22 protein-coding genes are annotated in these 23,188 nt (G+C 56.6%); 5 read left to right on the top strand and 17 right to left on the bottom strand.

All coding sequences use genetic code 11. The annotated features are described in order from the left end of the window. Positions 1-2: 2 nt before the first annotated feature. The 3 genes from EC912_RS17010 to rpoZ form a co-directional block, all read right to left on the bottom strand. On the bottom strand, positions 3-386 hold the full coding sequence (locus EC912_RS17010; RefSeq protein WP_132146436.1) for a RidA family protein: 384 nt from the start codon (positions 384-386) through the stop codon (positions 3-5). A gap of 124 nt (positions 387-510) precedes the next feature. Continuing rightward, positions 511-2,676: a RelA/SpoT family protein gene (locus tag EC912_RS17005; RefSeq protein ID WP_132146433.1), complete on the bottom strand. Its 2,166-nt coding sequence runs from the start codon at positions 2,674-2,676 to the stop codon at positions 511-513. A gap of 121 nt (positions 2,677-2,797) precedes the next feature. After that, complete coding sequence (gene rpoZ / locus EC912_RS17000; protein ID WP_132146430.1) at positions 2,798-3,088, bottom strand: DNA-directed RNA polymerase subunit omega; 291 nt, start codon at positions 3,086-3,088, stop codon at positions 2,798-2,800. A gap of 178 nt (positions 3,089-3,266) precedes the next feature. On the opposite strand from rpoZ, the gene EC912_RS16995 reads away from it, so the two are divergent. Next, positions 3,267-4,085, top strand: a complete 819-nt coding sequence (locus EC912_RS16995) for an MlaA family lipoprotein (RefSeq protein ID WP_132146427.1) — start codon at positions 3,267-3,269, stop codon at positions 4,083-4,085. A 167-nt stretch (positions 4,086-4,252) separates the two neighbouring features. Here EC912_RS16995 and EC912_RS16990 read toward each other — a convergent pair whose 3' ends face one another. The 6 genes from EC912_RS16990 to gmk form a co-directional block, all read right to left on the bottom strand. Beyond that, a complete protein-coding gene (locus tag EC912_RS16990) occupies positions 4,253-4,549 on the bottom strand; it encodes an STAS domain-containing protein (protein WP_132146424.1) in 297 nt (98 codons plus the stop codon). Beyond that, positions 4,546-5,220 carry an MlaC/ttg2D family ABC transporter substrate-binding protein gene (locus EC912_RS16985; protein WP_132146421.1) on the bottom strand — a complete coding sequence of 225 codons (675 nt, stop codon included), beginning with the start codon at positions 5,218-5,220 and terminating at the stop codon, positions 4,546-4,548. Before EC912_RS16985 ends, EC912_RS16990 begins: the two co-directional genes overlap by 4 nt. Positions 5,221-5,245: 25 nt before the next feature. Further along, the gene (gene mlaD, locus EC912_RS16980; protein WP_132146418.1) at positions 5,246-6,121 is read right to left on the bottom strand and encodes an outer membrane lipid asymmetry maintenance protein MlaD; all 876 of its coding nucleotides are present in this window, start codon (positions 6,119-6,121) and stop codon (positions 5,246-5,248) included. Positions 6,122-6,182: 61 nt separating this feature from the next. After that, positions 6,183-6,953 (bottom strand): lipid asymmetry maintenance ABC transporter permease subunit MlaE, encoded by a 771-nt coding sequence (gene mlaE, locus EC912_RS16975; protein ID WP_132146415.1) that lies wholly within the window; start codon positions 6,951-6,953, stop codon positions 6,183-6,185. Next, positions 6,950-7,783, bottom strand: coding sequence for an ABC transporter ATP-binding protein (locus EC912_RS16970; protein WP_132146412.1), 834 nt, complete (start codon positions 7,781-7,783; stop codon positions 6,950-6,952). The genes mlaE and EC912_RS16970 overlap by 4 nt, the downstream gene beginning before the upstream one ends. 78 nt (positions 7,784-7,861) lie before the next feature. After that, positions 7,862-8,479: a guanylate kinase gene (gmk, locus tag EC912_RS16965; protein WP_132146409.1), complete on the bottom strand. Its 618-nt coding sequence runs from the start codon at positions 8,477-8,479 to the stop codon at positions 7,862-7,864. Positions 8,480-9,034: 555 nt separating this feature from the next. Between gmk and EC912_RS16960 the strand changes: the two genes are divergently transcribed. After that, entirely contained in the window at positions 9,035-9,328 is a 294-nt protein-coding gene (locus EC912_RS16960; RefSeq protein WP_132146406.1) for an AlpA family transcriptional regulator, read from the top strand. 18 nt (positions 9,329-9,346) lie between these two features. Here EC912_RS16960 and EC912_RS19870 read toward each other — a convergent pair whose 3' ends face one another. After that, positions 9,347-9,508, bottom strand: coding sequence for a recombinase family protein (locus EC912_RS19870; protein WP_428993108.1), 162 nt, complete (start codon positions 9,506-9,508; stop codon positions 9,347-9,349). A 203-nt stretch (positions 9,509-9,711) separates the two neighbouring features. Between EC912_RS19870 and EC912_RS16950 the strand changes: the two genes are divergently transcribed. Next, entirely contained in the window at positions 9,712-10,230 is a 519-nt protein-coding gene (locus EC912_RS16950) for a hypothetical protein (RefSeq protein ID WP_132146400.1), read from the top strand. A 332-nt stretch (positions 10,231-10,562) separates the two neighbouring features. On the opposite strand, the gene EC912_RS16945 is transcribed toward EC912_RS16950, so the two are convergent. Then, positions 10,563-10,841 (bottom strand): helix-turn-helix domain-containing protein, encoded by a 279-nt coding sequence (locus tag EC912_RS16945; RefSeq protein WP_132146397.1) that lies wholly within the window; start codon positions 10,839-10,841, stop codon positions 10,563-10,565. 177 nt (positions 10,842-11,018) lie between these two features. Between EC912_RS16945 and EC912_RS16940 the strand changes: the two genes are divergently transcribed. Next, positions 11,019-11,471 (top strand): hypothetical protein, encoded by a 453-nt coding sequence (locus EC912_RS16940; protein WP_132146394.1) that lies wholly within the window; start codon positions 11,019-11,021, stop codon positions 11,469-11,471. A 1,745-nt stretch (positions 11,472-13,216) separates the two neighbouring features. Here EC912_RS16940 and EC912_RS16935 read toward each other — a convergent pair. The 6 genes from EC912_RS16935 to EC912_RS16910 all read right to left on the bottom strand — a co-directional run bounded on the left by EC912_RS16935 (position 13,217) and on the right by EC912_RS16910 (position 20,054). Then, positions 13,217-13,954, bottom strand: a complete 738-nt coding sequence (locus EC912_RS16935) for a Fic family protein (protein ID WP_132146391.1) — start codon at positions 13,952-13,954, stop codon at positions 13,217-13,219. A 510-nt stretch (positions 13,955-14,464) separates the two neighbouring features. After that, the gene (locus tag EC912_RS16930; protein ID WP_132146388.1) at positions 14,465-14,962 is read right to left on the bottom strand and encodes a hypothetical protein; all 498 of its coding nucleotides are present in this window, start codon (positions 14,960-14,962) and stop codon (positions 14,465-14,467) included. An 11-nt stretch (positions 14,963-14,973) separates the two neighbouring features. Beyond that, positions 14,974-15,681, bottom strand: coding sequence for a hypothetical protein (locus tag EC912_RS16925; RefSeq protein ID WP_132146385.1), 708 nt, complete (start codon positions 15,679-15,681; stop codon positions 14,974-14,976). A gap of 67 nt (positions 15,682-15,748) precedes the next feature. Continuing rightward, positions 15,749-17,962 carry a peptidase domain-containing ABC transporter gene (locus EC912_RS16920; RefSeq protein ID WP_132146382.1) on the bottom strand — a complete coding sequence of 738 codons (2,214 nt, stop codon included), beginning with the start codon at positions 17,960-17,962 and terminating at the stop codon, positions 15,749-15,751. Further along, positions 17,959-19,233 (bottom strand): HlyD family secretion protein, encoded by a 1,275-nt coding sequence (locus EC912_RS16915; protein WP_132146379.1) that lies wholly within the window; start codon positions 19,231-19,233, stop codon positions 17,959-17,961. Before EC912_RS16915 ends, EC912_RS16920 begins: the two co-directional genes overlap by 4 nt. 266 nt (positions 19,234-19,499) lie before the next feature. Next, on the bottom strand, positions 19,500-20,054 hold the full coding sequence (locus EC912_RS16910) for a recombinase family protein (RefSeq protein WP_132146376.1): 555 nt from the start codon (positions 20,052-20,054) through the stop codon (positions 19,500-19,502). Between the two features lie 281 nt (positions 20,055-20,335). On the opposite strand from EC912_RS16910, the gene EC912_RS16905 reads away from it, so the two are divergent. Next, positions 20,336-22,813 (top strand): SIR2 family protein, encoded by a 2,478-nt coding sequence (locus EC912_RS16905; RefSeq protein WP_132146373.1) that lies wholly within the window; start codon positions 20,336-20,338, stop codon positions 22,811-22,813. Positions 22,814-23,188 lie beyond the last annotated feature (375 nt).

Here is a 23,188-nt window from a genome sequence, read left to right as displayed (position 1 = left end):
GATCAGGGCAGGACGAGAATCGCGTCCACTTCGACCTGCGCACCCTTGGGAAGGCCGGAGACTTCGATCGTGGAGCGCGCCGGATACGGCTGCTGGAAATAGTCGGCCATGACGGCGTTGACCGCGGCGAAATTGCCCAGGTCGGTGACATAGATGCCAACGCGCACGATGTCGGAAAGCGAGCCGCCAGCAGCCTGGGCCACGGCGGTCAGGTTGTCGAATACGCGACGGGTCTGCGCAGTGATATCGCCCGCGACGAGTTCGCCGGTCGCCGGATCGAGGGGGATCTGACCGGAGAAATACACGGTCTGCCCCGCGCGTACCGCCTGCGAGTAAGGGCCGATGGCGGAAGGAGCTTTGTCGGTGGCGATGATGCTGCGGGTCATGGGGGGCTCTCGAAGCGGCGAAAGATGCCTGAGTTTAGCGGAGAGCATAGCCTTCTGTGGGAGCGCGCCGGCGCGCCCCCACAGAGATCGCACTACCCAATCCTCAGAGAATCATCGGCTCTGTTTACAACGGATGCCGATACACGCCGCTGACGACGCCCGTGCGGCGAACCCGGCGCATTACGTCGGCCAGATGCTTACGGTTCTTGACTTCGATCGCGAACAACAACGTCGCCGCCGTACTGTCGCGCTCGATGTATTCGACGTTCTCGATGTTCGAGTCGGCGGCCGCGATCGCGGCCGCGACCGTCGCGAGCACACCGGGACGATTGAGTACTTCGATACGCAGTTCGGCACGGTAATCGCCGGTAACGTCACGGTCCCACTCGATGGCGACGCAGCGTTCGGGCGATTTGCGGAATTCGACCACGTTCGGACATTCGACGCGATGGACGACGATACCCTTGCCGGACGAGAGATAACCGATGATCTCGTCGCCGGGCAACGGATGGCAGCAGTTGCCGAAACTCAACACGCCGCGTTCCGCGCCACTGATGCGAATCTTTTCCGCCACGTGCGTGGACGTATCCACTTCCTCGCGAGGCCCGAGCAAGGCGACCAGTTGCGCGGCGACCTGATCGGGCATGCGATTGCCGAGAGCGATTTCCGACAGCAGTTCCTCGAGCCGTTTCAGCTTGGCTTCCTCGAGGAAACGATCCAGCGTTTTCGCAGGTACGGCGTCGAGGTTCATGCCGCGCGCATCGAGCGCGCGATCGAGCATGCGATGACCGAAGTCGACCGCGTCCTCGTGCTGCAGATGCTTCAGGTACTGGCGAATCGCCGTACGGGCTTTGCCCGTGACCACGGCCTCCAGCCACGCCGGATTCGGCACGGCGGACGGCGCGGTAATGATTTCGACCTGCTGACCCGATGTAAGACGCGTGCGCAGCGGCACCAGCTTCTTGTCGACGCGCGCGGCGACGGCGTGATCGCCGACGTCGGTATGCACGGCATAGGCGAAGTCGAGCGCGGTGGCGTTGCGCGGCAGCGAGAAAATTTCGCCGCGCGGCGTGAACAGATAAACCTCGTCGGGGAAGAGGTCGATCTTTACGTTTTCGAGGAACTCGGACGCCGACGGCGTATTGGCCTGGCTATCGGCCAGCGCGGAAAGCCATTCGCGGGCGCGCGCCTGCGCGCTGTTCGCGGGACCCGAATCGCTCTTGTACGCCCAGTGCGCCGCCACGCCGCGTTCGGCGACCGACTCCATTTCCGACGTACGGATCTGGATTTCGATCGGCGCACCGAAGGGCCCCAGCAATACCGTATGCAGCGACTGGTAGCCGTTGGCCTTGGGAATGGCGATGAAGTCCTTGAAACGACTGTCCACCGGCTTGTACAGGCCATGCACGGCACCGAGTGCCTGGTAGCAGTGCATGGCCGAATCGGTAATCACACGGAAGCCGTAGACGTCCATGAGTTGCGCGAACGTTTTGTGCTCGTTGCGCATCTTCGAATAGATGCTCCACGCCGACTTGATCCGGCTGACCGCGCGACCGGGAATTTTTTCCGCGGCAAGGCGTGCTTCCAGCGCCATCTCGATCTTCGCCATCGCCTCGCGACGATTGCCCAGCGCGGCGCGGATGCGTTCGCCGATCACGCGATGACGATCGGGATACAGCGCACGGAAGCCCAGGTCCTGCAGCTCGGCCTTGAACTTGTTCATGCCGAGGCGTTGCGCGATGGGTGCGTAGATTTCCAGCGTCTCGCGCGCGATGCGGCGGCGCGACTCGGCGTCCTTTGCTCCCAGCGTGCGCATATTGTGCAGACGGTCGGACAGCTTGATCAGGATGACGCGAAGATCGCGCGCCATGGCCAGCAGCATTTTGCGGAAACTCTCCGCGTCGGCCTCCTGCCGGCTGCTGAAGCGCATCTTGTCCAGCTTGGTGACGCCGTCGACCAGTTCCGCGACCGCCACGCCGAACTCGCTTTCCAGCTCCGCGCGTCCGAGCTTGGTGTCTTCCAGCGTGTCGTGGAGGATGGCCGCGATAATCGTTTCGGCATCGAGGCCGAGCTCGGCCAGGATATGCGCCACGGCGACGGGATGAGTGATGTACGGCTCACCCGACTTACGCGTCTGCCCCGCGTGTGCTTCGGCGCCGACGATATACGCGCGGCGGATGCGCATGACCTGCGCGTGCGGCAGATAACCGCCAACGCGTTCTTCCAGTGCCTGCACATAGGGCGGCACGGGTATGTCGTCGACGGGAACGATGGCGGGGATAACTTCCACGGGAGGCCTCGCGTCGCCCGTCAGGCGACGGCCTCCCCGGATGCGCGCGACGGATCGCGCCGCGCGTCGAGATGTCGTGCGGTATTAAATGAAGTCCTGGGTCGACAGCGACCCGGCGTCATCAGTCATCTCCGCCCTTCGAGAGGTCGTCGTCAACTTCGGTCGCGGCCCACTCGAGAGCTTCGCGCTCGGCACGCTCGCGAGCGGCCTTGTCGATTTCCTCGATCATTTCGTTGGTGACGCGACCCTCGGCGATCTCGCGCAGCGACAGGACGGTGGGCTTGTCGTTGTTCGGATCGATGGTCGGCTCCGCGCCCCTCGACAGCTGGCGGGCGCGCTTCGTCGCCATGAGCACGAGCTCAAAGCGGTTGTCGACTACCTCGAGGCAGTCTTCGACAGTAATACGGGCCATTTCAAATCCTTGACAATAAAGATACTTCTGGCCGTGCAGTTTAGCGGTCCGGGCCGTTGGCTGGCAATTGGCCTAGGCGTATGATGCCCGGTTATCGCTCGCCAGGACGGCATCAGTGCAAATTAAAGAACCACGCGGTACAATAAAGTGGTCCCCCTCCCCCATTCAAGCCGCCAGAATGCCAGCCACCGCCATTTCGAAAGCCTTCCGCGCCGCTTTACCCCTATTGGCGATAGCCCTGCTGGCGGGCTGCACCATCGCGAAGCCCCGTACGGACGATCCGGCCCAGAAGTTCAACCGGACGATGTACAACTTCAACGATTCGGTCGATAAGGCGGTCATCCGCCCGGTCGCCGTCGGCTACCGGAAGATCACCAATCCCCCGGTGCGTCGCGCGTTCAGCGATTTCTACACCAATATCCGCCTGCCGATCACGGTGGCCAACGACCTGCTCCAGTTCCGCCCGAAACAGGCGGTCCAGAGCACCGGCCGCTTCCTGGTCAACCTGACGATCGGTGTGGCTGGCTTCATGGATCCCGCGAGCCAGCTCGGTATTCCGCTGGAAGACAACGATTTCGGCGTGACCCTGGCTCGTTGGGGCGTCCCCGAGGGCGACTACCTGGTCCTGCCGCTGGTCGGCCCGACCACGGTTCGCGACGTCTGGCGCTTGCCGGTCGACAGCTACTTCTTCGACCCGCTCAGCATTTACGCGCGTAACCATGACTACAAATTCGGCCAGCAGTACCTGCCGCAGGTGCTTTACCTCGTAACCCTGCGCGCACGCGCCATCGACGCCGAGAGCTTCCTGGCCTCCGCGTACGATCCGTATGTCTTCATGCGCGACGCCTACCGCCAGCAGCGCCTGTACCAGATCTACGACGGCAACCCGCCGGCGGAAGTGATTGAACAGATGCAGGGCCTGAACGAAGAAAACTTCGATCCCGACAAGCTGCTGGACGAGCAGCACAAGTGGGAACAGAAGAACGACAAGCCCTAAGGCCCGTGTAGGAGCGCGCTTAGGCGCGATCCGGCCGGAGCGAAACGCAGGAAGAAACGAAAAACGCCGCCGGCCCGAGAGGACCGGCAGCGTTTTTCGTTTAAGGGGTGAATCGGCGATTCTTCGCTTCGGATCGCGCTCGGGAGCGCTCCTACAACAACACGGGCTCAGACCAGTTGATCTACGCCCGAGACCTGCGCCAGGGCATGCAGCCCGGCCGGCACGTTCGATACCGTCAAGGTACGACCCTGCGAACGGGCGCTGGCCAGAACGGCCAGCAGACAGGCCAGCCCGGCGCTATCGGCGTGGGTAACCCCCGCCAGATCCAGCGTCGTCTGGCCGCCCCGCGTCAGTTCGGCGGTGGTGGCTTCCAGCACCGCCGCGGCGGTGGTGAACGACAACGCACCGGTCACCGCAAGGGTGTCCGGTGCGCTGGTTTCCAACGAGAAAGCGCTGGCGCTCACTTGCCCTGACCGCCTTCCTTCGACAAGGTGTCGATGGCCTTGGCGCCCTGGGTTTCCAGGTCGGTCGTCAGCTTATCCAGACCTTCCTTCTTGATTTCCGCATCGACCTGGTTGCGGTAGTTGGTGACGTAGGAAATGCCTTCGATGATCACATCGAAAGCCTTCCAGTCGCCCGACCTGCTCTTGCGGAAGGCGTAGTCGACCGAAACCGACTTGCCGTCGTCGAGCATGACCTGCGTGCGAACGATGGTGCGCTTGTCGTTCATGTCGCCAGTGGTCGGCAACACCTTCACGCGGCCACGCGTGTAGTTGACCAGGCCTTCCGCATAGCGGTGCGTAATGGAGTTGTAGAACGCCTTGGCGAAGCGCTCGCGCTGGGCCGGGGTAGCCTTCGAGGCATTCTGGCCAAGGACCAGGATCGACGCGTAGTCGATGTCGAAGTGCGGCAGGAAGACGTCGTCGATGACGGCGATCATCTTGTCGGGATCGGCCTGCAATTCCTTCTGATGGCCTTCGACGGCCTTCGACAGCTGATCGGCGATGGCCTGGACGATCTGCGTCGGCGCCTCCTGAGCGCTGGCGGCGGCCGGAGCCGGGGCCTGCGCAAAGACCGGAGCGGCAACCGCGCCGCCAAGGGCAAGCGCGAGGGCCAGAGTAAGTTTACGCACCATTGAATCTTCTCCTGGTACCGGCTTTCTACTTGCCGGAGGATGCATCGGGCTGGCCGCCGCTCTTACCGGCGCCATTCTTGTTGTCGCTCGGCGAGCCGTTCACGAGGAACTTGCCGATCAGGTCTTCCAGCTGCAATGCCGACTGGGTAAGGACCATCTCGTCGCCGTCCTTCAGGAACTCGGGCGAGCCGCCAGGCTGGATCGCAACATACTGGCTGCCGATCAAACCGCTGGTGAACACCGCCGCTGCCGAGTCATCAGGTATCTGGGCATAGCGCTTGTCGATAGCAAGGGTCACGAAGGCATCGAGATGACCCGGCTGGATCACCACCGTGTCGACGCTGCCGATCGGCACGCCGGACATTTTCACGGCCGCGCCGGCCTGCAACGAGCCCACGTTGGTGAAATGGCCGGTGACCTTATAGGTACCGCCCAGGCGATCGGCAGCGCTGCCGCCGCCGAAGAACTTGCCGATCATCTCTTCCAACTGCTGCGCCGGGCGGGTCAGGCCGATGATGCCGCCCTCGGCGAGCGCCTTCTTCGACTGGCCGAACTGGATGCCCACGTACTGGTCGCCGAGCAGGCCGCTGGTGAAGATCGTCGCGACGGAATCGTCGGGAATGTCCTCGTGCGCCTTGTCGATGGACAGCGTGACCTTCGCCTCTTCCTTGCCCGGAACGAGGTCGATGGCCTGCACCGAACCGACGCGGACGCCGGCGATTTTCACCGGCGCGCGGGCTTTCAGCTGCCCGACATTGGCGAAATGGGTTTCCAGCGTATAGCTGTCGCCCTGCCGCGCATTGGCCACCGAGGTGGTCTGCGTCGCGAGATAGGCGAGCGCGGCAAAGCCAAGCACGATGAACAGACCGGTGCCGACGGCATAGGAACGTCTTTGGGTCACGGCACGATCCTCGAATGGGAAAACGGAAGAAGGGTAGGCGTCATGGCGAGGTCTCCGTCGCTCAGATCAGGAACGAGGTGAGGACGAAGTCCAGCGCCAGGATGGCGATGGACGAGGCGACCACGGTGCGGGTGGTCGCATAAGCGACGCCTTCGCTCGTGGGTGGCGTGGTGTAGCCCTGGTACACGGCGATCAGCGATACCACGATGCCGAACGCGATGCTCTTGAGCAGTACGCCATTGATGATGTCTTTGTGGACGTCGACCGTCGCGGTCATGTTGGACCAGAACGTGCCGTTGTCGATGCCGAGCCAGGTCACGCCGACCAGATGTCCGCCGAACACGCCCATGGCGCAGAACACGACACCCAGTAGCGGCAACGCCACGATACCGGCCAGGAAACGCGGCGCGGCGACATAGGCGATCGGATCGACCGCCATCATCTCCATCGCGTCGAGCTGGTCGGTGGCGCGCATCAGGCCGATTTCAGCGGTAATCGACGTGCCCGCGCGACCGGCGAAAAGCAGCGCGGTCACCACCGGCCCCAGTTCGCGGTAAATGGCGATGGCCACGACCGTACCCGTCGCCGACGTACCGCCGAAGATCGACAGCACGTCGTACAGCTGCAGCCCCAGCACCATGCCGACGAACAGGCCGCAGGTCATCACGATGGTCAGGCTCATCGCACCCACGAACCAGATCTGCCGCACGGTTTCGCGGCCGTAGCGGAAGCTGCGCGGAATGGCCGCCAGCAGCGTCAGCAGGAACAGTCCGCATGCGCCGATCTGCGCCAGGCTCTGGGTGACGACGCCACGATCCATACGGGCGCTCATAGGGAACCTCCGGGGAAACCGAGTGCCGTGCCGTAATCGCCGGCCGGATACTGGAACGGCACGGGACCGTCCGCTTCGCCGCCGAAGAACTGCCGCGTCCACGGCGATCCGTCGTTGGCCAGCGTGGCCGCGTCGCCCTGCGCCACGACCTTGCCGTTGGCGATCAGGAATACGTGATCGGCGACGTGCTGCACGGCGGCCAGTTCGTGCGCCACCAGGATGCTGGTGATGCCGAGCGTCTTGTTCAGTGTGCGGATCAGTTTCAGGACCTGGTTCAGGGCGATGGGATCCAGACCGACGAAGGGTTCGTCGTAGAGAATCAGCGCCGGGTCGAAAACGATGGCGCGCGCCAGCGCCACGCGCCGGGCCATGCCGCCGGAAAGTTCGGTCGGCATCAGTCGCGCCGCGCCGCGCAGACCCACGGCCTGCAGCTTGGTCAGCACGATATTGCGAATAAGCACTTCCGGCAGCTTCGTATGCTGGCGCAATGGAAAGGCGACGTTTTCGAAGACGTCGAAATCGGTCAGCAGAGCCGAGTTCTGGAACAGGTAACCGATGCGCTCGCGCAGACGGAACAGGTTTTCGCGGGACAGGTCCGGCACGTTCTGGCCATCGACGGACACCTCGCCGCGATCGCCGCGCATCTGGCCCGTGATGTGCTTGAGCAGCGTCGTCTTGCCCGTGCCACTGGGGCCCATGATGGCCGTGATCTTGCCGCGCGGAATATCGAGATCCAGCGAATCGAAGATCGTCTTGCCGTTCAGGACCGTGGTGAGCCCGCGCACGCGGACGATCGTGTCGTCGGAACGGGAACTGACGGGGTCGGTCATGGGCAGGTCATTCGCATGGCAAGAGGACAAAGTAGCGGAAGCCGCCCGGGCAAGCTATCCGGCCGGTGATGAGACAGATCAGGGCGCAAGCAATTCCTCGATCAGCGTTTCGTGGCGGCGCCACTGCAATGGCGCGCGTTTGCGCACCGCATGCACGATGGAGCGCAGGTCGCCCAGGGCGTCCTCGAAGCGATCGTTGATGATGATGTAGTCGAATTCGTTGGCGTGCGCGATTTCCTCGCGCGAGTTGAACAAGCGGCGTTCGATGACTTCCGGCGCGTCCGAGCCCCGTCCGCGCAGGCGGCGTTCCAGTTCCGGACGCGAGGGCGGCAGGATGAACACGCTGACACAGTCGGGTTTGCGGGCGCGCACCTGACGGGCACCCTGCCAGTCGATTTCCAGCAGCACATCGGCGCCCGACCCGAGCTTGTCGTGCACTACCGTGCGCGACGTGCCGTACAGGTTGCCGTGAACCTCGGCATGCTCGAGGAAGATGTCCTCGGCGATCTCGCGCTCGAACTCGGTGCGCTCGACGAAGTAGTAGTGCCGGCCGTATTCCTCGCCCACGCGCGGCGGCCGCGTCGTATGGGAGATGGACAGCGAAATATCCGGCTCGCAGTCGAGCAGCGCATTGACCAGCGTGGACTTGCCGGCGCCCGAGGGGGCTGCGACCACGAAAAGGGTGCCTTCGATCATTCGATATTCCGCACTATCCGGGGTCGGGTTTCGTGGGTGGCCATGGATTATAGCGGGAGATGGCCCGACGGCGCCCGGATAGCCTCAGTTCGCTTTCCGCTTTCTGTGGGAGCGCGCAGGCGCGCTCCCACAGAAAGCAAAAAAAGCAGCCCCGGCAACCGACTCACTCGATATTCTGCACCTGCTTAACGTTGAGACGCATATACCATTGTTCTACCTATGGAAATTTAGTTTGTTCCAAACTGGGTACGCGCTAGGGTACACCACGTAATCAATGCGCTTTCAGGACTCGATCATGAATGCGAATCCCGTTGTGGGCGGGGTTCTGGAAGAAAGATATTTTGTCGCCGATCGTCGGCTGAAGTCACGCTAGATGCCTCCAGATCGCACCGAGATCGCTTTCCGCTGCTGAAGGCAAGCTCCGCCACTCCGTCGACGGGTTGCGCTCCACCAAGCAATGCCAGCGCCTGGGGCCTGAACGCTGATTCGGAGCGCTATGCAAACGGAGGGCGGCGCTGATTACCATGGCGAGCTCGCACACCGGAAGCTACGAATATGCCCGATCAAACTAAGCAGCACCGATTTCTTCGAATACGGCATGTGCTCGAAAAAGTGGGCCTCTCCCGCGCTCAGATCTATAAATTGATGGGCCTTAGCGAGTTTCCCAAGCAGATCAATTTGGGCGGGAGATCGGTCGCTTGGTTAGAGCAGGATATCGATTTGTGGATGGCCGAACGGCACCACGCTTCCCGACAGCCGAAAGCAGATGCTCTCCGCAAAAAGTGGGAAGAAGGGCTTCGAAAAATTTCGTTAGCCACTCCAGCCAGCCAGGCTGTCAGGCTAACGTAGGCTACGATGGCGAGTTATCTATGTTCTTCTAGTGGGGTTCTGCGCCGCATCCGTCAAACGCTTGAAGACTCGCGACACTGCCCTTCCAGTCCAGTGATGTCCCCTACGGGTCCGATAACCATGCTCGTTGAGCCAGGCGGCATATGCTCCGTACGTTCGCTCACCTACGAGCTCTTTCATCGCATCCACGAGCGCGCGACCAATCACCATATTGTGATGATTGGCGAGCGCCTGGCGATGCTCATTTGCAGCCGATGTGTCCGTGTTTCTGACATCGTGAAGCCGAGGGTTGCCGCGAGGCCTAGTCATGAATTAGCGAAATGACCGGGGCATACAAAAATACTCCGAAGCAGCAAGTAACCGCAAGCTGCCGGGAGATGGATATGAGTGAGGAAGTGACGCGCACAACGCAAACAACGCTGCAGACTGCCTTGGGAAATTGGCTCCAGGGGGCCGAGCCAAATGCATTCATCACGTACAGCTTTAGAAGGGCTGTCAGTTACGACATGGCCTGCAAAACGTTCGGAAGCCATGCGTATAAGCTGAAGTGCCACTTCTTTGGAAGAAACTCTAAACGACGCCTCGCAATGATCCCTGTTATAGAGAAGTACTACGCGGGGAAATCTTATGGCGCACTGGAGACTGACTCCGAGGGCATCCACATTCATTGTCTAATTCATCTCCCAGAGCAGCCAAAGGATCACATGGAATTGATTCGTGAGACGTGGATCAGTGCCAATCCGGCTTGCGGCGATCCTCTCGTCTACTGTCCGAACAGTGATGAATGGTTCAAAGAAATCCGTACTGACGATACAGCAAATATTCTGATCAATTATGCGCTAAAAACATGTACGCGAGACACAGAATCAGTGCTTTGGAAATTTGTGTCGCTCGGACAGTGATTTAAGGGCTCGACCCACTTCATTTGCATGACATAATAAATAGGCCGCAGAAGGGGGTAAAGCACCTCCTTGATTAATTATTATCAAAATAATAAATCAATATTACTAATAAAATGAGGGCGCAATGAATGTTGATAATTTCAATGTGAAAATGCCTACCTCGATATTATTTCTCTATACAGAAATCATCCATCTTATTTTTAATGCCTAAAATATCATAAGAATACGTTATTGAAAATTCCGTATTATGAAAAAATTCAGTAACTTAATCCCATACAAACATACTGAATAGGAGCTAATTTCTCGCCAATCGAAAACACAGAATGACATCACTAAAATTTAGCTAGCTTATTATTCTTGGCCTGCCTTGAACCTCTAAGTTCAAGGTATGTTTCCAGGAAAGTTATCGGGTTAACAGATAGCGCCTCGCATATCTCGACTGTCTCAACCAGATCCAGTCGTCGTTCGCCACGTTCAACTTTGGACACAAAGGTCTGGGTGTTGCCTATGCGGTCCGCCAACTCCGACTGCGTGACATCCGCCGCCAGCCTTGCTTCCCGCAGGGCGGCTATGAATAGCTGGTAATCGTGATGGTGCGTGGAGGCGGCCATGACCTTGCCTGAAGTGTCATGCCTACGCTAAAGTCCGTTCTGGAATAGTCCAAAATCGACTTTATGGGAATTGGCAATGGCTGGCTCGGCAGGCGCGAACATCAGTGGTCATCTTCGGCTGCGGCCATATTCATCATCGCTTCGGTTCACCCGATGCCTCTAAGGAACATGGGACACATGCGACGATTCATTGGTCCAGTTATAGCTTGTGCAACGCTGTATGCGTGTGGTCACGCCGCACCGACCGATAACGAGCTAAGGCAAGCCTTACAAGAGCCGCTTCTCGATCACGTATCCGTTAATGGGATCACACTTCCAAAAGACTCCTTTACGGTGGATGCCATCAACGTGGTGTCGATAAACAAACACATGGTGTCCGATACCCCGCATTTTACCGTAGCCGCTAATGCCACAGTCACTCTAACCAAGAATGGCAACGATATTCTTCTTGAAATCAAGCAAGGAATCGATGGATCGGATATCGGGGCCATTCTGCAATTACAACAGTTTGTCCGAAGCCTCGGCTTTACTCTGAAGCGTGGCAGCAAGCTCAATTACAAAATTGAAGCTGATGTCATTTCAGAAAATGAAAAGTACGTTGTTGGTAGTGACCACATAATCCCACAGTGAGTACTGCTGGAACGAAATCAAGAACACATGCGATATTAGGGGGAAGATATGCTTAGGAAGAAAGCTATTGCGGTACTTGTTTTTTCTTTGATGGAAGTAGCATGCCAGTCATCCATGCAGGGCGACTCTGTAAGTAATGCGGCGGGCCTAACGATTGCTCCGAGCGGCGCCGTAACTGCCAGTAGCCGCACAGTGTTTGAAAGTTATCCGCTTACGTTTCGAGGCGTGACAGGAGCGAGGTATAGCGGACCAGTTCCCAGTGCCGATATATTGATAGTGGTCCGTAGACATCGCCTCGGCATATGCACGCGAATCGAAGCCTCTTCGGAATATTCATGCGCGATGAATCCCATTAACGACAGATCATCCTCGTTCGTTGGCTCTAAGACCACAATGATAAACGGTGCTGACTTGCTCTACGCCTTGGCCTTTGCGCCGGCTCCTATAGTCGTTTCTACTCTACATATTCCAAAGGGCGAGCTATATTTGACCGCCGGCCAGCCAACAAGTAATGGGTGGACAAACGTCGTATCCTGGTCATTGCATTATGTTCCAGCCCAAGAAGTGGCAAAGCTAAAGTTGATAACCAATGATGGTTTGATTCTTTAGTGATCCAACACCGTATTTGTGAGAGCGTGCAGCGAGCAATGTGAATGATAAAATTTATTTCTCGCCTGTGTTTCGGTGCTTCTATTCGTGCCCCCTGGTGGCATCATTGCTTCTGAGCGAAGTTGGCAATAGCTCGCCGATACCCAAATAAAGCTATGGGTGCGGGATAAGAACGAGGGGGCCTCATACGACGAGGCCTTCCGAGTCACGATGCCCGATCACCGCTCGGTGACCTCAACGATACGGGTGGCGGACGGCAATGTTGGCGAAGTTACTTTTCCGCAGAGCTTTGGACTGTATCTGCCGCTGCCCCAGGGTACCTACCATTGGGACGCCCTGGTCGCAGGAAAAGCGGTGGTGTCCGATGATTTCGGTCGGTAGTGGGGATGGCATGCTCGACGAGTCCGCATATTTTTTGTGCGTCTATGAGCTCATCAAGAAAACAAGTTTGGGGTATTTTCAACCAACCTTTCTTCGACACTTTCCGGCACGATACGTAAGCCCGCTGATCGAGGACGTGTCGAACCGCCCACGAAGGACTTCGCGGCTAATGTGTATGGTTGACGTTCCTCGGCGACCACTTCGGCCTACTGTCCCATTGGTCCAAGGCGTCGATGGCAAAGAATAGGTCAGCGATAACCGTATCGAAACCATCTAGTGGTGCATCGCATTCATTCCCGAGATAGGGTTTCAACGAAGCAGCAGCTTCCGCTAGAGCCAATAGATCATTGGCTAGTGCGTATCCTGATATAAGTCGCGTGCGAAGCAGGGCCTCGTCGCGGTCTTCGCTCAGGATTGCGTTCAGGAGCTCGACGGCGGCACAGATGATGCACCCAGTAAGTCTCTCCTGCATGACGATCGCTCCGTGTCCAACCCCGTGTGACGAAACCTATCTCTGTCCCTGGGTAACGGTACATCTGCCTGAGCCTGGGCACACCCAGCCATTGGTTGTAGGGGAATGCTTCTGGGGCGTGAAGATGAATACTCCATAATGGGCAGGACCGAACACTAGACGTTCAAACCGGACTAATGAAGGTGCCGTGGCATTGATGAGCTGGTACAAGTGTTGATGGAACACGCACGTATCTCTCTAACCGGGAGGACGTACAACAATTCTCGTTTCAACTTTGCCAACACTAATCGGGCACACGATAGGCTAGGGCACTGGCCCAGTGCTCGATCATTGTGCATATGAAGTCGATAAACCCATCCCATCTTCCATGGATCTCTGCCTCTCTCAGCCGGATGTGAAAGCCGCCGCGCGCTTGGGCTGCATATTCACGCAGAGGGACATACGCATCGTCACTGGTATATGAGAAAAGTACATGGTTAAAAATTATGCGGGAAAGGCGACCGTTTCCATTCGGAAGCGCATGGGCATTTGTAATCATGGCCATGGCAACCGTCGCGCGCAGCACGGTTGATGGATATCTTTGCCAAACGAGCAGGTCAAGTACCCGAGCTAGCGCCAACTGGGCCTCTTCCGCAGAAAGAAATACGACCGTTCCACCATGTGATGGCATGGTTGTGGCCATATCCGAGGCACGGTAGTCAAGTCGTCGTCCGAATGCGACCGACGCTAAATCAGATACGACTCCTTTGAAGACTGCCTCTTTGCCCGTAGCAAGGCAGAATCGCAATGCGTTCTCATGCCTGCGAAGTGCGGCAATTTCTCCGGCTGTTCGTCGACTCCAGTCCTTGTCAAGAGTGGGTGCCTCGGGGAGCGCCCAAGATAGCTCGTGCCTTAGCCGGTTCCAAAATGGATCTTGCTGCACAGGAAAGAACATCTTCGGCGAAGCATCTACTGGAAAAGCCGGAAAGTTTCGAAGCAATGAATCCGTTGTCGCCAGCCGTAAACGAACGTTGGCAGGCAAGTCATCCCAATGCGGAAGAGCAATTGGTGTCCGCCAAAATCGCTGGATTGCGCTCCCTTTGCCAGGGTTTCCGTGTGAGCGATCACTTATCTGATTCCCCCCCCCAGCGTGCATCGTCTCTCTTTGTTGGGTATGCATGGCAGTGATGATCTCAACGTCAGCTAGATACGGGCAATTTCCGCAGCCGCGAGTGTTTGTGGCCTAGTGGTGGAATATTGATAGTTGTCCCACTGATTTTTTAGCGATTAGCTGTCACCAGCAATATCTTTTCTCAACCTGCAGTTCCATCGGTTTCTTGTGCGCGGCTGAATCACCAAGAGTCACTACTTCCAAAGAGGCGGGCTCTTCGCAGAGCCCGCCTCACCTACCTGTGGCGCCCACTACCGCAATCTGTGCGTCACTGGAAACATCATTACTTCCACCGCAGAAGGCGCAGCCGATTATTCAACTGAGATTCAGGAGCTTGGTCTGTTGTACGTGACGCCGCTGCAAGGTGCACCACGTACATGTTCATTTCGAACAGCTGACAAGCTTGAAGAATCCTTGATCGATCTGCAGAGGAGGCTTTGCGGTATGACGTAGAGATTCAGTCAGATCAGGGACAAAGAATGTCTCAGGGGCCTGGCCTTGTGCCTCAGGAACGGTATCAGCGATGCGCATATCCTTGTTCCACATGAATATGTGCATTGAGCCTAGTGGACGGATACCGCCGTCCGGACTAGGTGGCGTCCAGCCCTTTGCGGTAACGTCTGCCGTCGATATCAAGCTGACGTAGGAACTAGCGCCTGCATCGAAAAGAAACCAAAACGATGTCGACGTCTTCTCGTCACGAATGTCCAGCGCCAAGTCGGTGGGCCATGCTGGACGCAATTTCAGTACCTTGAAACTTGCATGTAGATTCGCATCAGCAGAGTGCTGATAACGAGCCGATGCAAAATCACAGGCAGACGCGCTTGTTGCGATCAAGCAAAAGGCGAGCGATATAGTGGTTGCTAAAGATTTCATCATGATCATTATCCTTAATCGCCCCAGAAACCAAGCGTTGTCGTTGAGGACTCATAGCCCGCAATATATGAAGAACCCCAATCCACACTATTAGGGCCGGCGTGGTGTTTTACTTCCACGTAGTCAGAGAAGTTCAGACTTGCAGGTATGTCGCCGCTAGCTTGACCAGCTGCATATCGGCTCGCAAACGTCGCGATGTCTTGATACATGGCTACGATTTGGTCATCGACGCTGTTGATATTGGCCCCACCATGTCCAAGGTAGCTCCAGGTGGAACTGTCGTACTGGAACAATCCTTGATGGCTACCATTCTGCATCTGCGTACCCAAAGAGCTTTCGTAGAAAGCTTGGTTTTCCGCGATAACCTGATACGCCCAAGGGAGGTTGTGTTGAACTGCGTAATCAGAAATTTTTGCGGCGACCTCAAGCTGGGTTTGATTGAGGTCCGCGCGATAGGTGAATACGGAATTGCCCGGCGTGGTGTACTGGTGTGCCGGACGGCTATCATCGGCGGCAGGCGCATGAATCCCACTTCCTTCGTCACCACCACCGCTACTGCCGCCACTACCACCGTTGTATCCGCCCCATGGATTGCCGCCCCAACCATACCCGCCTGTTGGATCGTAGTTCGGATCTCCAGGACCAATAGGGGCTGTTACGGTAATTCCCGTGTCGTAACCACCAGCGACCAACTCAAGCTCTTCAGGCCTCAACGTCCGCATTTCGTATTCCCTTTCAGTGGCACCAGGATTTCACCGCCCTGGCATCGCGGTTTCATGCAATCTATTTTCAAATGGCTCCGTCTGATCCGGCCACCTTTTGTCCATCCGTAAGATTCATCGGTCGATCTAGCAGCATGCCGCCAGCGAGAACAAGGACGCGCGCTGCCGTGGCCACCGTCTCCGGACGATGCGCGACAATGATGCGTGTGATGGCCATGTCCTGAAGAAGACTTGCTATCTTGCGCTCACGTGGAAGATCGAGGTGACTCGTCGCTTCATCAAGAATGAGGATGCTTGGCTTCCGGTAGAGTGCGCGAGCAAGAAGCAGCCTCTGCTGTTGCCCGCCGGACAGGGTCGACCCCATGTCGCCAACCAGGGTGTGGTATCCCATGGGCATCGTGCAAATGTCGTCATGCAATTCCGCTGATCGAGCTGCATCCTGGATGATCTCGGGACGGGCGTCGTCGTCGAAAAAACAAATGTTGTCCGCGACAGAGCCTGCGAACAGCTTGTCATCCTGAAGCACACTACCCACCATGTCGCGGTAGGTACTTTTCCCAAGCTGGGCGAGTTCTACGCCTCCCACATAAATTTTCCCAATCTGGGGATCCACCAGACCCAACATCAGCCTCAAGAGTGTGCTCTTCCCACTTCCAGATGGACCAACGATCGCGACGGACTCGCATGCTGAAACTTCGAACGAGCAGTTGTGAATGATCCACGGCTCGCTATCCGCGTAGCGAAAGCTAACTCGCTCAAAACGAATAGACGGATTGGGTGTTGGCCCCTGATAGCTACCTTGTGCAAAAGGCTCTGGCGCAGAGAGAACAATGTCGGCAAGACGCTCACCCTGAAGGCGCAGTAGGCGAAGTTGGATAACGTAATCGGCGAATGCCGTAGCACGGGTAGCGAATTGATCGCTGTAAGCTGCGAAGGCCATCAGCATGCCCGCACTCATATCTCCACGAAGCGCGAGCCAAGCGCCCAGCCACAATACACCGACACGCTGGAGCCCTGAGGTCAGGCCATTCATTGCGGTGAACACTAGGGTGAGTCGCTGAACCTGAACTTGGGTATTCAACGCCTCTGCAGTTTGATTGAGGTAGCGCGCTGAACGGGCTGGCCCTTTATTGTTAAGACGAATTGTCTGAACACCGCGCACCGACTCCATAAGACTTGTCTGTTGTCGGGCGTTAACGACGATCTGACTGAGGTTGGCCTCTTGGAAGGACTTGAAGTAAGCCATCCGGAGCACTGCATAGATAGCCGTTCCAGCTGCAACAAGACAACTGAGCAGAGGACTGTAGATGGTGAGCATGATGAACGTGGCGACTGCCATCATTCCATCGATAATTGCACCTACGAGCTGGCTTGTTAGGCTCTGTTGTATGGCCGTAATGGCACCCAGTCTCGAAACGATGTCACCAAGATGGCGTTTGAGAAAGTAAATTTGCGGCAAACGCATTAGATGTTGAAAAACGTTACCCGTCCAATTCATCGTGAAATGCGTGCTAAGCCAAACCACGGACCATGTTCGGAAGGCAGAGATAGCGGTTTGCACGATAACGAGTAGCACAAAGCTCGTTCCGAGAAGCATCAAGAGGTCGTGATCCGAGTCCGCTAAGACCTGATCGACGACGATCTGCATGAACTGCGGCATCAGTAGTGAGACTATCTCCAGCACAACAGCGAAACCGAAGATATTTCGTAAGGACGACCCAATCCCTCGTACGGAACCAGCAAGTGCGCGCAGAGACAACGCCGGTGCGGGAGCTTTACGCTGAAAGGAAGGCCCCTGTCCTAGTTCCAGTGCCACACCTGTAAACAGGCTGATGGCATCTTTGAGGGCAATGCGGCGCGCACCGTGTCCCGGATCGTGGATATGAAGGTACTCGCGCGAGACTTCTTTGAGGACCACAAAGTGATCCATATTCCAATGAAGAATGCATGGTGTTTGCACCTCCTCGATCTCATCGATCTCAAGCCGAACAGGTCGGGCCGTCAAGCCGAGTGCATCCGAGTACCTGATCAATTCAGATAAGGTGCTTCCCTTGACTGAAATCGAGAAACGTCGACGAAGCTCGGCAAGTGAAACGTGATGTCCGTAATATCCAAGTACCATTGCAATGCAAGCAAGCCCACATTCGGCTGCTTCGATTTGCCGAATAATTGGCAGTTTCTTCCTTCGGCTCATTCGCACCAAATAAGATAGATCAACATCTTCCCCGGAGTAGGACTGATCATTCTTGGCGGCTTCGTCCATGTTTTCGGGCTGAGTCATCCATGCTCCTCTACATAACGCTTTCGCATGCCAAGTAGCGGCTCAAAAAGCCACTCGATGATTCGTCGCTTATCCAAAAGCAGGTCCGCATCAACCGCCATGCCTGCTTTGAATTGCTGTGGTATGCCGTAAGCGACGACTTGCTGGTCAGCAAGTTTTACGTTGATTCGAAATAACGGCTGCTGTTCAACCTGCGGCTGGCCCAGAACTACCATCACTTCCTGTGGTGATAACGCACTGTGCGAAATGTCTTCGATCTCACCATGCTGCGCACCGAATTTTTGATACGGAAAAGCTTGCAAGTGCACCATGACTCGCGTTCCGATTTTCAGAAAACCCACGGCGTCGCTTTTAACTAGAAGCTGCGCTTGAAGACGCGAGTCCTGAGGAATGAGATTGAGAACTGTCTGGTTCTGCGCAGCGACCTGTCCTTCCTTGATGAGAATCGAAGATACGGTCCCTGACTGAGCCGCGCGAAGTACAACGGAGCGCTCTGCCTCTGCTTGAGCTAGCGCTTGAACACTTGTTGACAGTTGACCACGAAGCTCGCTCAACCGAGTTTCGAGCTGCAAGGGAAGTTGTGCCAACTGCGCACCGCTAGTGGTCACTTGTTGAGCGGCATCAGCACGCTGACGAAGCAATCCTTGGAATTCTGCTTGCGCCGATATCAGCTGCGACTGCTGTTGCTGAACCTGAAATGCGGAAATATAGCCCTTGGCCAGGAGCGGGTTTACCTTCTCAAGCATTCCCTCTTGCAGCTTGATCTGGGATCGCTGTAGCTCCAATTGTTTGTCGATCTGCGCAATCTGTTGCGCTCCGGTGTCCTGCTGCTTACGAAATGCGATGGCCTGGTCGTCATTCAGTTGTCTAGCACTCACCATATCTGCCCGAATACGGACTGCGTCTGAGCGAAGCGCTTGAACAATGCTTGCCGAAGTGTCGCCAAGCGCCTCACTACTGCGCTCACCAGAAAGGGTTACAAGAGGCTGGCCCAGGACAGCCATCTGCCCTTCTTGCACGAATATCTGGGTAACGATTCCGCTAGCTTTGGATGACACGTCGATGAGCCCAGCGCGGGGCACTAATGTTCCGGTCGCGTGGACGCGCCGCGTGTATGTGCCGAAGCTAAGCCAGCAAATGAGTGCCACGCCAAACGAAAGGGACGCGAGCATTGCATAGCGATGCGAGATGGGAGGTACAAGGCGTACCGAGCCGAGTGATCGTTGCGTGCGCTGCTGAAGCGCCTCCTTGCGGAAGAGTGCCTGTTGCATCCTTGCGACCAGCGATATTTAATGTGATGAATGTATTCTAAACAGATATGATGATTTTTCGCTACCGCCGATCGTAAGTTATTTGCCGCTCCATCTGCTTGTAATTTTGGGGGGACGAAATGACTAAGACTGCCCTGTTTCGGTAGCTTCGGCCCGAACCCGTTGTGGTTGGCGTCAAGCGGTCTATGGGACACTTCGCGCAGGAAGCAGCTTTGGCCAATGCCAGACGTTGCGATCGTACGGAAATTACTCGGACTGACGATGGTCTATGTAAAAGACCTATAGATGGTTGCCACGCCTACGCCAAAGCGCTTGGCAATGTCCGGCACCGACATACCCTCCTCATCGCGAAGGATTTTTATGCGGCCGATCTGTTCGACGCTAAGGGCTTTCTTTCGTCCAAACTTCACGCCCACTGCCTTGGCCTTGGCGATACCATCGCTCTGCCTCTCGGCACGGATGTCGCATTCGAATTCTGCGAAGGCACCCAGTAGGGAAAACATCAGCTTTCCCTCGCTCGTCGAGGTGTCGATCGACTGATCCAAGACCTTAAGGGTTACGCCTTTCCGCTTCAGCACGTCAGCGATCTTCGCCAGATCCAGCACGGACCGAGCCATGCGATCCAGGCGGGTGATGACGAGCATGTCCCCTTCTCGGAGAAATTCGAGACAGGCTTGGAACTGGGGGCGGTTGTCTTGTTGTCTGCCCGATTTCTTCTCGGAGTAGATCCGGGTGCATCCGAAAGCCGTCAGCTTTTCATCTTGGACGGCAAGGGATTGACCCTGACTACTAACCCGCCCATACCCTACGACCTCGCTCATCTATCAAATCTCCTAAGATAATTTGATCTTACAATATTGATATGGGTTTTGATAGAGGTTTTCGGAGATTCCGAAAGGTATACATTTTGGCGGTTGAGGGCCAGTCGCGCGCTGCCGAATTCACACGCAATCGGGCACGATGCCCGGGTATCCTAGCCGTCACGCGGGAATCACATTTGGGCAGACCCTGATGGCTCGGCCGCACGCCCAGGTTTCCGCCACGGTGAATCCCGCGTCGATTGCAAACCGCAGTCCAACCAGGCCTCGACAGGGAAATCACCATGACACTGAATCGCGAACCACTACTTGCCGCGCACAACCCAGAGCTTGAACCACTGCTGCGGCGGATAGTCAACGGCGGCGCGATGCTGTTCCTCGGATCAGGCTACTCGTCCGACGCTCTCGGCTTGGCGGATGAAACGCTCGGCACGGCAGGGGCATTGGCCGACAAGATTGGCGAACTCGGCGGGTTCGAAGCGGGTGGTGAGCTGCGTTATGCAGCTGATCGATATCTCGATCGCGGCGGTCCAGGCCCGTTGATCGACCTTCTCCACACGCGGTTTACGATCAAGAAGCCGCTGGACCATCATAGGCAGATCGCCGCAGCACCATGGCGCCGCGCCTATACCACCAACTACGATCTTTGCTTCGAGACTGCTGCTACGGAACAGGGACTACTGATTCGTTCGGTAGACCTTGAAGCACCTCCCGCTGACTTTCAGGCAAAGAAAAATGTGTGCGTGCACATCAACGGCTCGCTCAAAAACCTGACGTCCGAAAGCCTGAATAACGCATTCAAGCTGTCCACCTCGTCCTATCTAGACGCCAATTCCTTCCTCGACTCTCTGTGGGCGTTTCCTTTCAACCGAGATCTGGAACTCTCAAGCGCAATCGTTTTCGTCGGTTACTCTATGTATGACATCGAGGTTCAGAAGATCCTTCATGCGAACAGCCACTACGCAGCGAAGACATATTTTGTTACGCGCGAGCAGGTAAGCGAGAAGGATATCTTCACGCTTTCGAAGTTCGGAAAGATTTTACCAATCACTGCCGCCGGCTTCGGCCACGCTTTGGCAAGTGCGATGGCAGACTCAGACTCTGCCGACGACGACCAAACCATCCTCGCAAGTCTCGCTAAGTACGAGGTTACAGAACTAGGCAAGGAGGCACGGGACGGCGATGTCTTCTCTTTCCTACTGCGGGGAGAAGCGACGGACGATCTAATCGATTCAGCCGTGACGCACGTTAAAGGTGCCCCGCTTCTAGTGACCCGAACACGGCTTCAAGAGGCTGTAGCTCTAGTCAAATCAGGCTCAAACATTGTTGTTACGGCTGACTTCGGAAATGGCAAATCGGTCTTTCTCCGCGCATTGCGGACGTTGCTAGCAATCGATGGCTTGTCCGTTTACAGCGCCGACGATATTGACCCTCATCAACATGATGACCTTGAACGACTGGTCCAATCAGCCAAGCCGGGGGTGCTATTGGTTGACGCGTACGAGCAGAACTTTGACTTCGTCCGTCATTACGCCGAGCTGAGCCCGAAAAATATCACCCTTGTCCTTGGAGCCAGGACCAGCAACCACGACCGCATGCGTCCCGCGGTGAAGGCTGCCGGCCTCAGGTTGCACGAGGTCGAGATTGATGAACTCGATAGCAGCGAAATCGAGGAGTTCATTAAGATCGGCGACAGCATAGGGTTCTGGGGCGAAAAGACAGGCCATTCGGATCGGACTAAGTTCGAGATCATCTGGCACGACAACCACAGACAGCTTTCTCTCGCACTCCTGAGCGTCCTATCGTCTCCACAGATGATTGAACGCGTAAAGGGCCTGCTCGCAAACCTCTTGGTAAAACCTCGCTATAGAGACACTGTGTTTGCGATCGCATTGCTTTCCGCGATCGATTCACAGCTCACTTCGAGTCTGATCAGGGAGATCGCCCTCAATGATGAGATCTATGAATCAGACTTTAGAAACGAGGCTGGATTCAAAGATCTCTTCCGCCTCGAAGGCTCGAAAGTAAAGACAAAGTCCAGCCTATTTGCGACATCCATGATCTCGCATCAGTTCCCCGCGACCTACATCGTCGACCAAATGTTGAAGATCGCGGCATCGATTGGCGACGGACGCGGAGAGCTTCCTGAGAAGAGGAATGTGCAAAGGGCGCTGCTAAGGTTTTCAGTCGTCGAACGCCTGCTTCCCGAGGCCAAACGCAAGCAGAATCTCGTGCGGTACTACGAAACTGTCAAACGTGACGTCACGTGGCTCAAGGGTGATCCACATTTCTGGCTGCAATACGGCATGGCTCAGATCACCTACAAAGACTACGACCTTGCGCAGAAGTACTTCGACAACGCCTATTCCCTAGCCCAGAAGAAACGCAATTACCACACAGTGCAACTGGACACCCAGCAGGCCCGGCTTTATTTGTTCCGAGCGACTGCCGCTGCTACGGCGTCCGACGCCCTAAAAGCATTTAGCGATGCTCACCAGCTTCTCCGCAAGGTGCCGAACGACATTCACAAGTTCCGCCAAGTGGAGCTATACGGGCGGGTTTTCGAGGTTAATTATCCAGAGTTCAATGGATCGGGCAAGGCAACTTTTGAGCAAGCGTGCCGTGCCCAGCTCAGCGAGATCGACAAGTTGCTGAATAGCGGCGATGTCGAGTTTTCGGGTCATCGCGGAACGAAGCGAGTTCGCGAATTGCTGGAGCGTATTCTCGACACCGTAAAGCAAAGCCGCTCAGCTTCGGTATAGCGATCTCAATTTGTGCTCCCCGGATCAGTTGCAATCCGGAGATACTTCACGGCGGCTCAGCCTCGCTGTGCTGTCAAGCCGATCAATGAGATCTCGCCATTCCCGCGATGCGGCCTTCCGCTCCTCGAAATAGTGGTGCCTGTTGTAGATCCCAGTCACGCCTGCGCTTTAGGGTTCGGGCAGCGCTCTGCTACGTGGGGAGCGACACCTTTCGAGGACAGGGAGCTGGTCGATTGAAGTACGGCTTCGTAATTCGTCCAATCGATGACTATCGGGGTTACCCGACCACAAAGGACTAAAGCTTGAACCTTCAGGACCTCCCCGACTTTCCGAGCCTTCAACAGCTAACCGGTGCTCTCTGGCGTCAGCCTCTAA

It is taken from the genome of Luteibacter rhizovicinus, assembly GCF_004342265.1.
In the GTDB taxonomy this organism is placed as follows: domain Bacteria; phylum Pseudomonadota; class Gammaproteobacteria; order Xanthomonadales; family Rhodanobacteraceae; genus Luteibacter; species Luteibacter rhizovicinus_B.
Note: the sequence above shows the minus strand (reverse complement) of the source record. Positions and strands in the feature narration are given on the sequence as shown.

Excerpts from the sequence above, each read along its gene's own strand:
- EC912_RS16995 (WP_132146427.1), top strand. The coding sequence starts at position 3,267 with ATGCCAGCCACCGCCATTTCGAAAGCCTTCCGCGCCGCTTTACCCCTA.
- EC912_RS16960 (WP_132146406.1), top strand. The coding sequence starts at position 9,035 with ATGCCCGATCAAACTAAGCAGCACCGATTTCTTCGAATACGGCATGTG.
- rpoZ (WP_132146430.1), bottom strand. The coding sequence starts at position 3,088 with ATGGCCCGTATTACTGTCGAAGACTGCCTCGAGGTAGTCGACAACCGC.
- EC912_RS16985 (WP_132146421.1), bottom strand. The coding sequence starts at position 5,220 with ATGGTGCGTAAACTTACTCTGGCCCTCGCGCTTGCCCTTGGCGGCGCG.
- EC912_RS16930 (WP_132146388.1), bottom strand. The coding sequence starts at position 14,962 with ATGATGAAATCTTTAGCAACCACTATATCGCTCGCCTTTTGCTTGATC.
- EC912_RS16945 (WP_132146397.1), bottom strand. The coding sequence starts at position 10,841 with ATGGCCGCCTCCACGCACCATCACGATTACCAGCTATTCATAGCCGCC.
- mlaE (WP_132146415.1), bottom strand. The coding sequence starts at position 6,953 with ATGAGCGCCCGTATGGATCGTGGCGTCGTCACCCAGAGCCTGGCGCAG.
- EC912_RS17010 (WP_132146436.1), bottom strand. The coding sequence starts at position 386 with ATGACCCGCAGCATCATCGCCACCGACAAAGCTCCTTCCGCCATCGGC.
- EC912_RS16910 (WP_132146376.1), bottom strand. The coding sequence starts at position 20,054 with ATGAGCGAGGTCGTAGGGTATGGGCGGGTTAGTAGTCAGGGTCAATCC.
- EC912_RS16920 (WP_132146382.1), bottom strand. The coding sequence starts at position 17,962 with ATGACTCAGCCCGAAAACATGGACGAAGCCGCCAAGAATGATCAGTCC.
- EC912_RS16925 (WP_132146385.1), bottom strand. The coding sequence starts at position 15,681 with ATGCGGACGTTGAGGCCTGAAGAGCTTGAGTTGGTCGCTGGTGGTTAC.
- EC912_RS16940 (WP_132146394.1), top strand. The coding sequence starts at position 11,019 with ATGCGACGATTCATTGGTCCAGTTATAGCTTGTGCAACGCTGTATGCG.
- EC912_RS16950 (WP_132146400.1), top strand. The coding sequence starts at position 9,712 with ATGAGTGAGGAAGTGACGCGCACAACGCAAACAACGCTGCAGACTGCC.
- EC912_RS19870 (WP_428993108.1), bottom strand. The coding sequence starts at position 9,508 with ATGAAAGAGCTCGTAGGTGAGCGAACGTACGGAGCATATGCCGCCTGG.
- gmk (WP_132146409.1), bottom strand. The coding sequence starts at position 8,479 with ATGATCGAAGGCACCCTTTTCGTGGTCGCAGCCCCCTCGGGCGCCGGC.
- EC912_RS16905 (WP_132146373.1), top strand. The coding sequence starts at position 20,336 with ATGACACTGAATCGCGAACCACTACTTGCCGCGCACAACCCAGAGCTT.
- EC912_RS16915 (WP_132146379.1), bottom strand. The coding sequence starts at position 19,233 with ATGCAACAGGCACTCTTCCGCAAGGAGGCGCTTCAGCAGCGCACGCAA.
- EC912_RS16970 (WP_132146412.1), bottom strand. The coding sequence starts at position 7,783 with ATGACCGACCCCGTCAGTTCCCGTTCCGACGACACGATCGTCCGCGTG.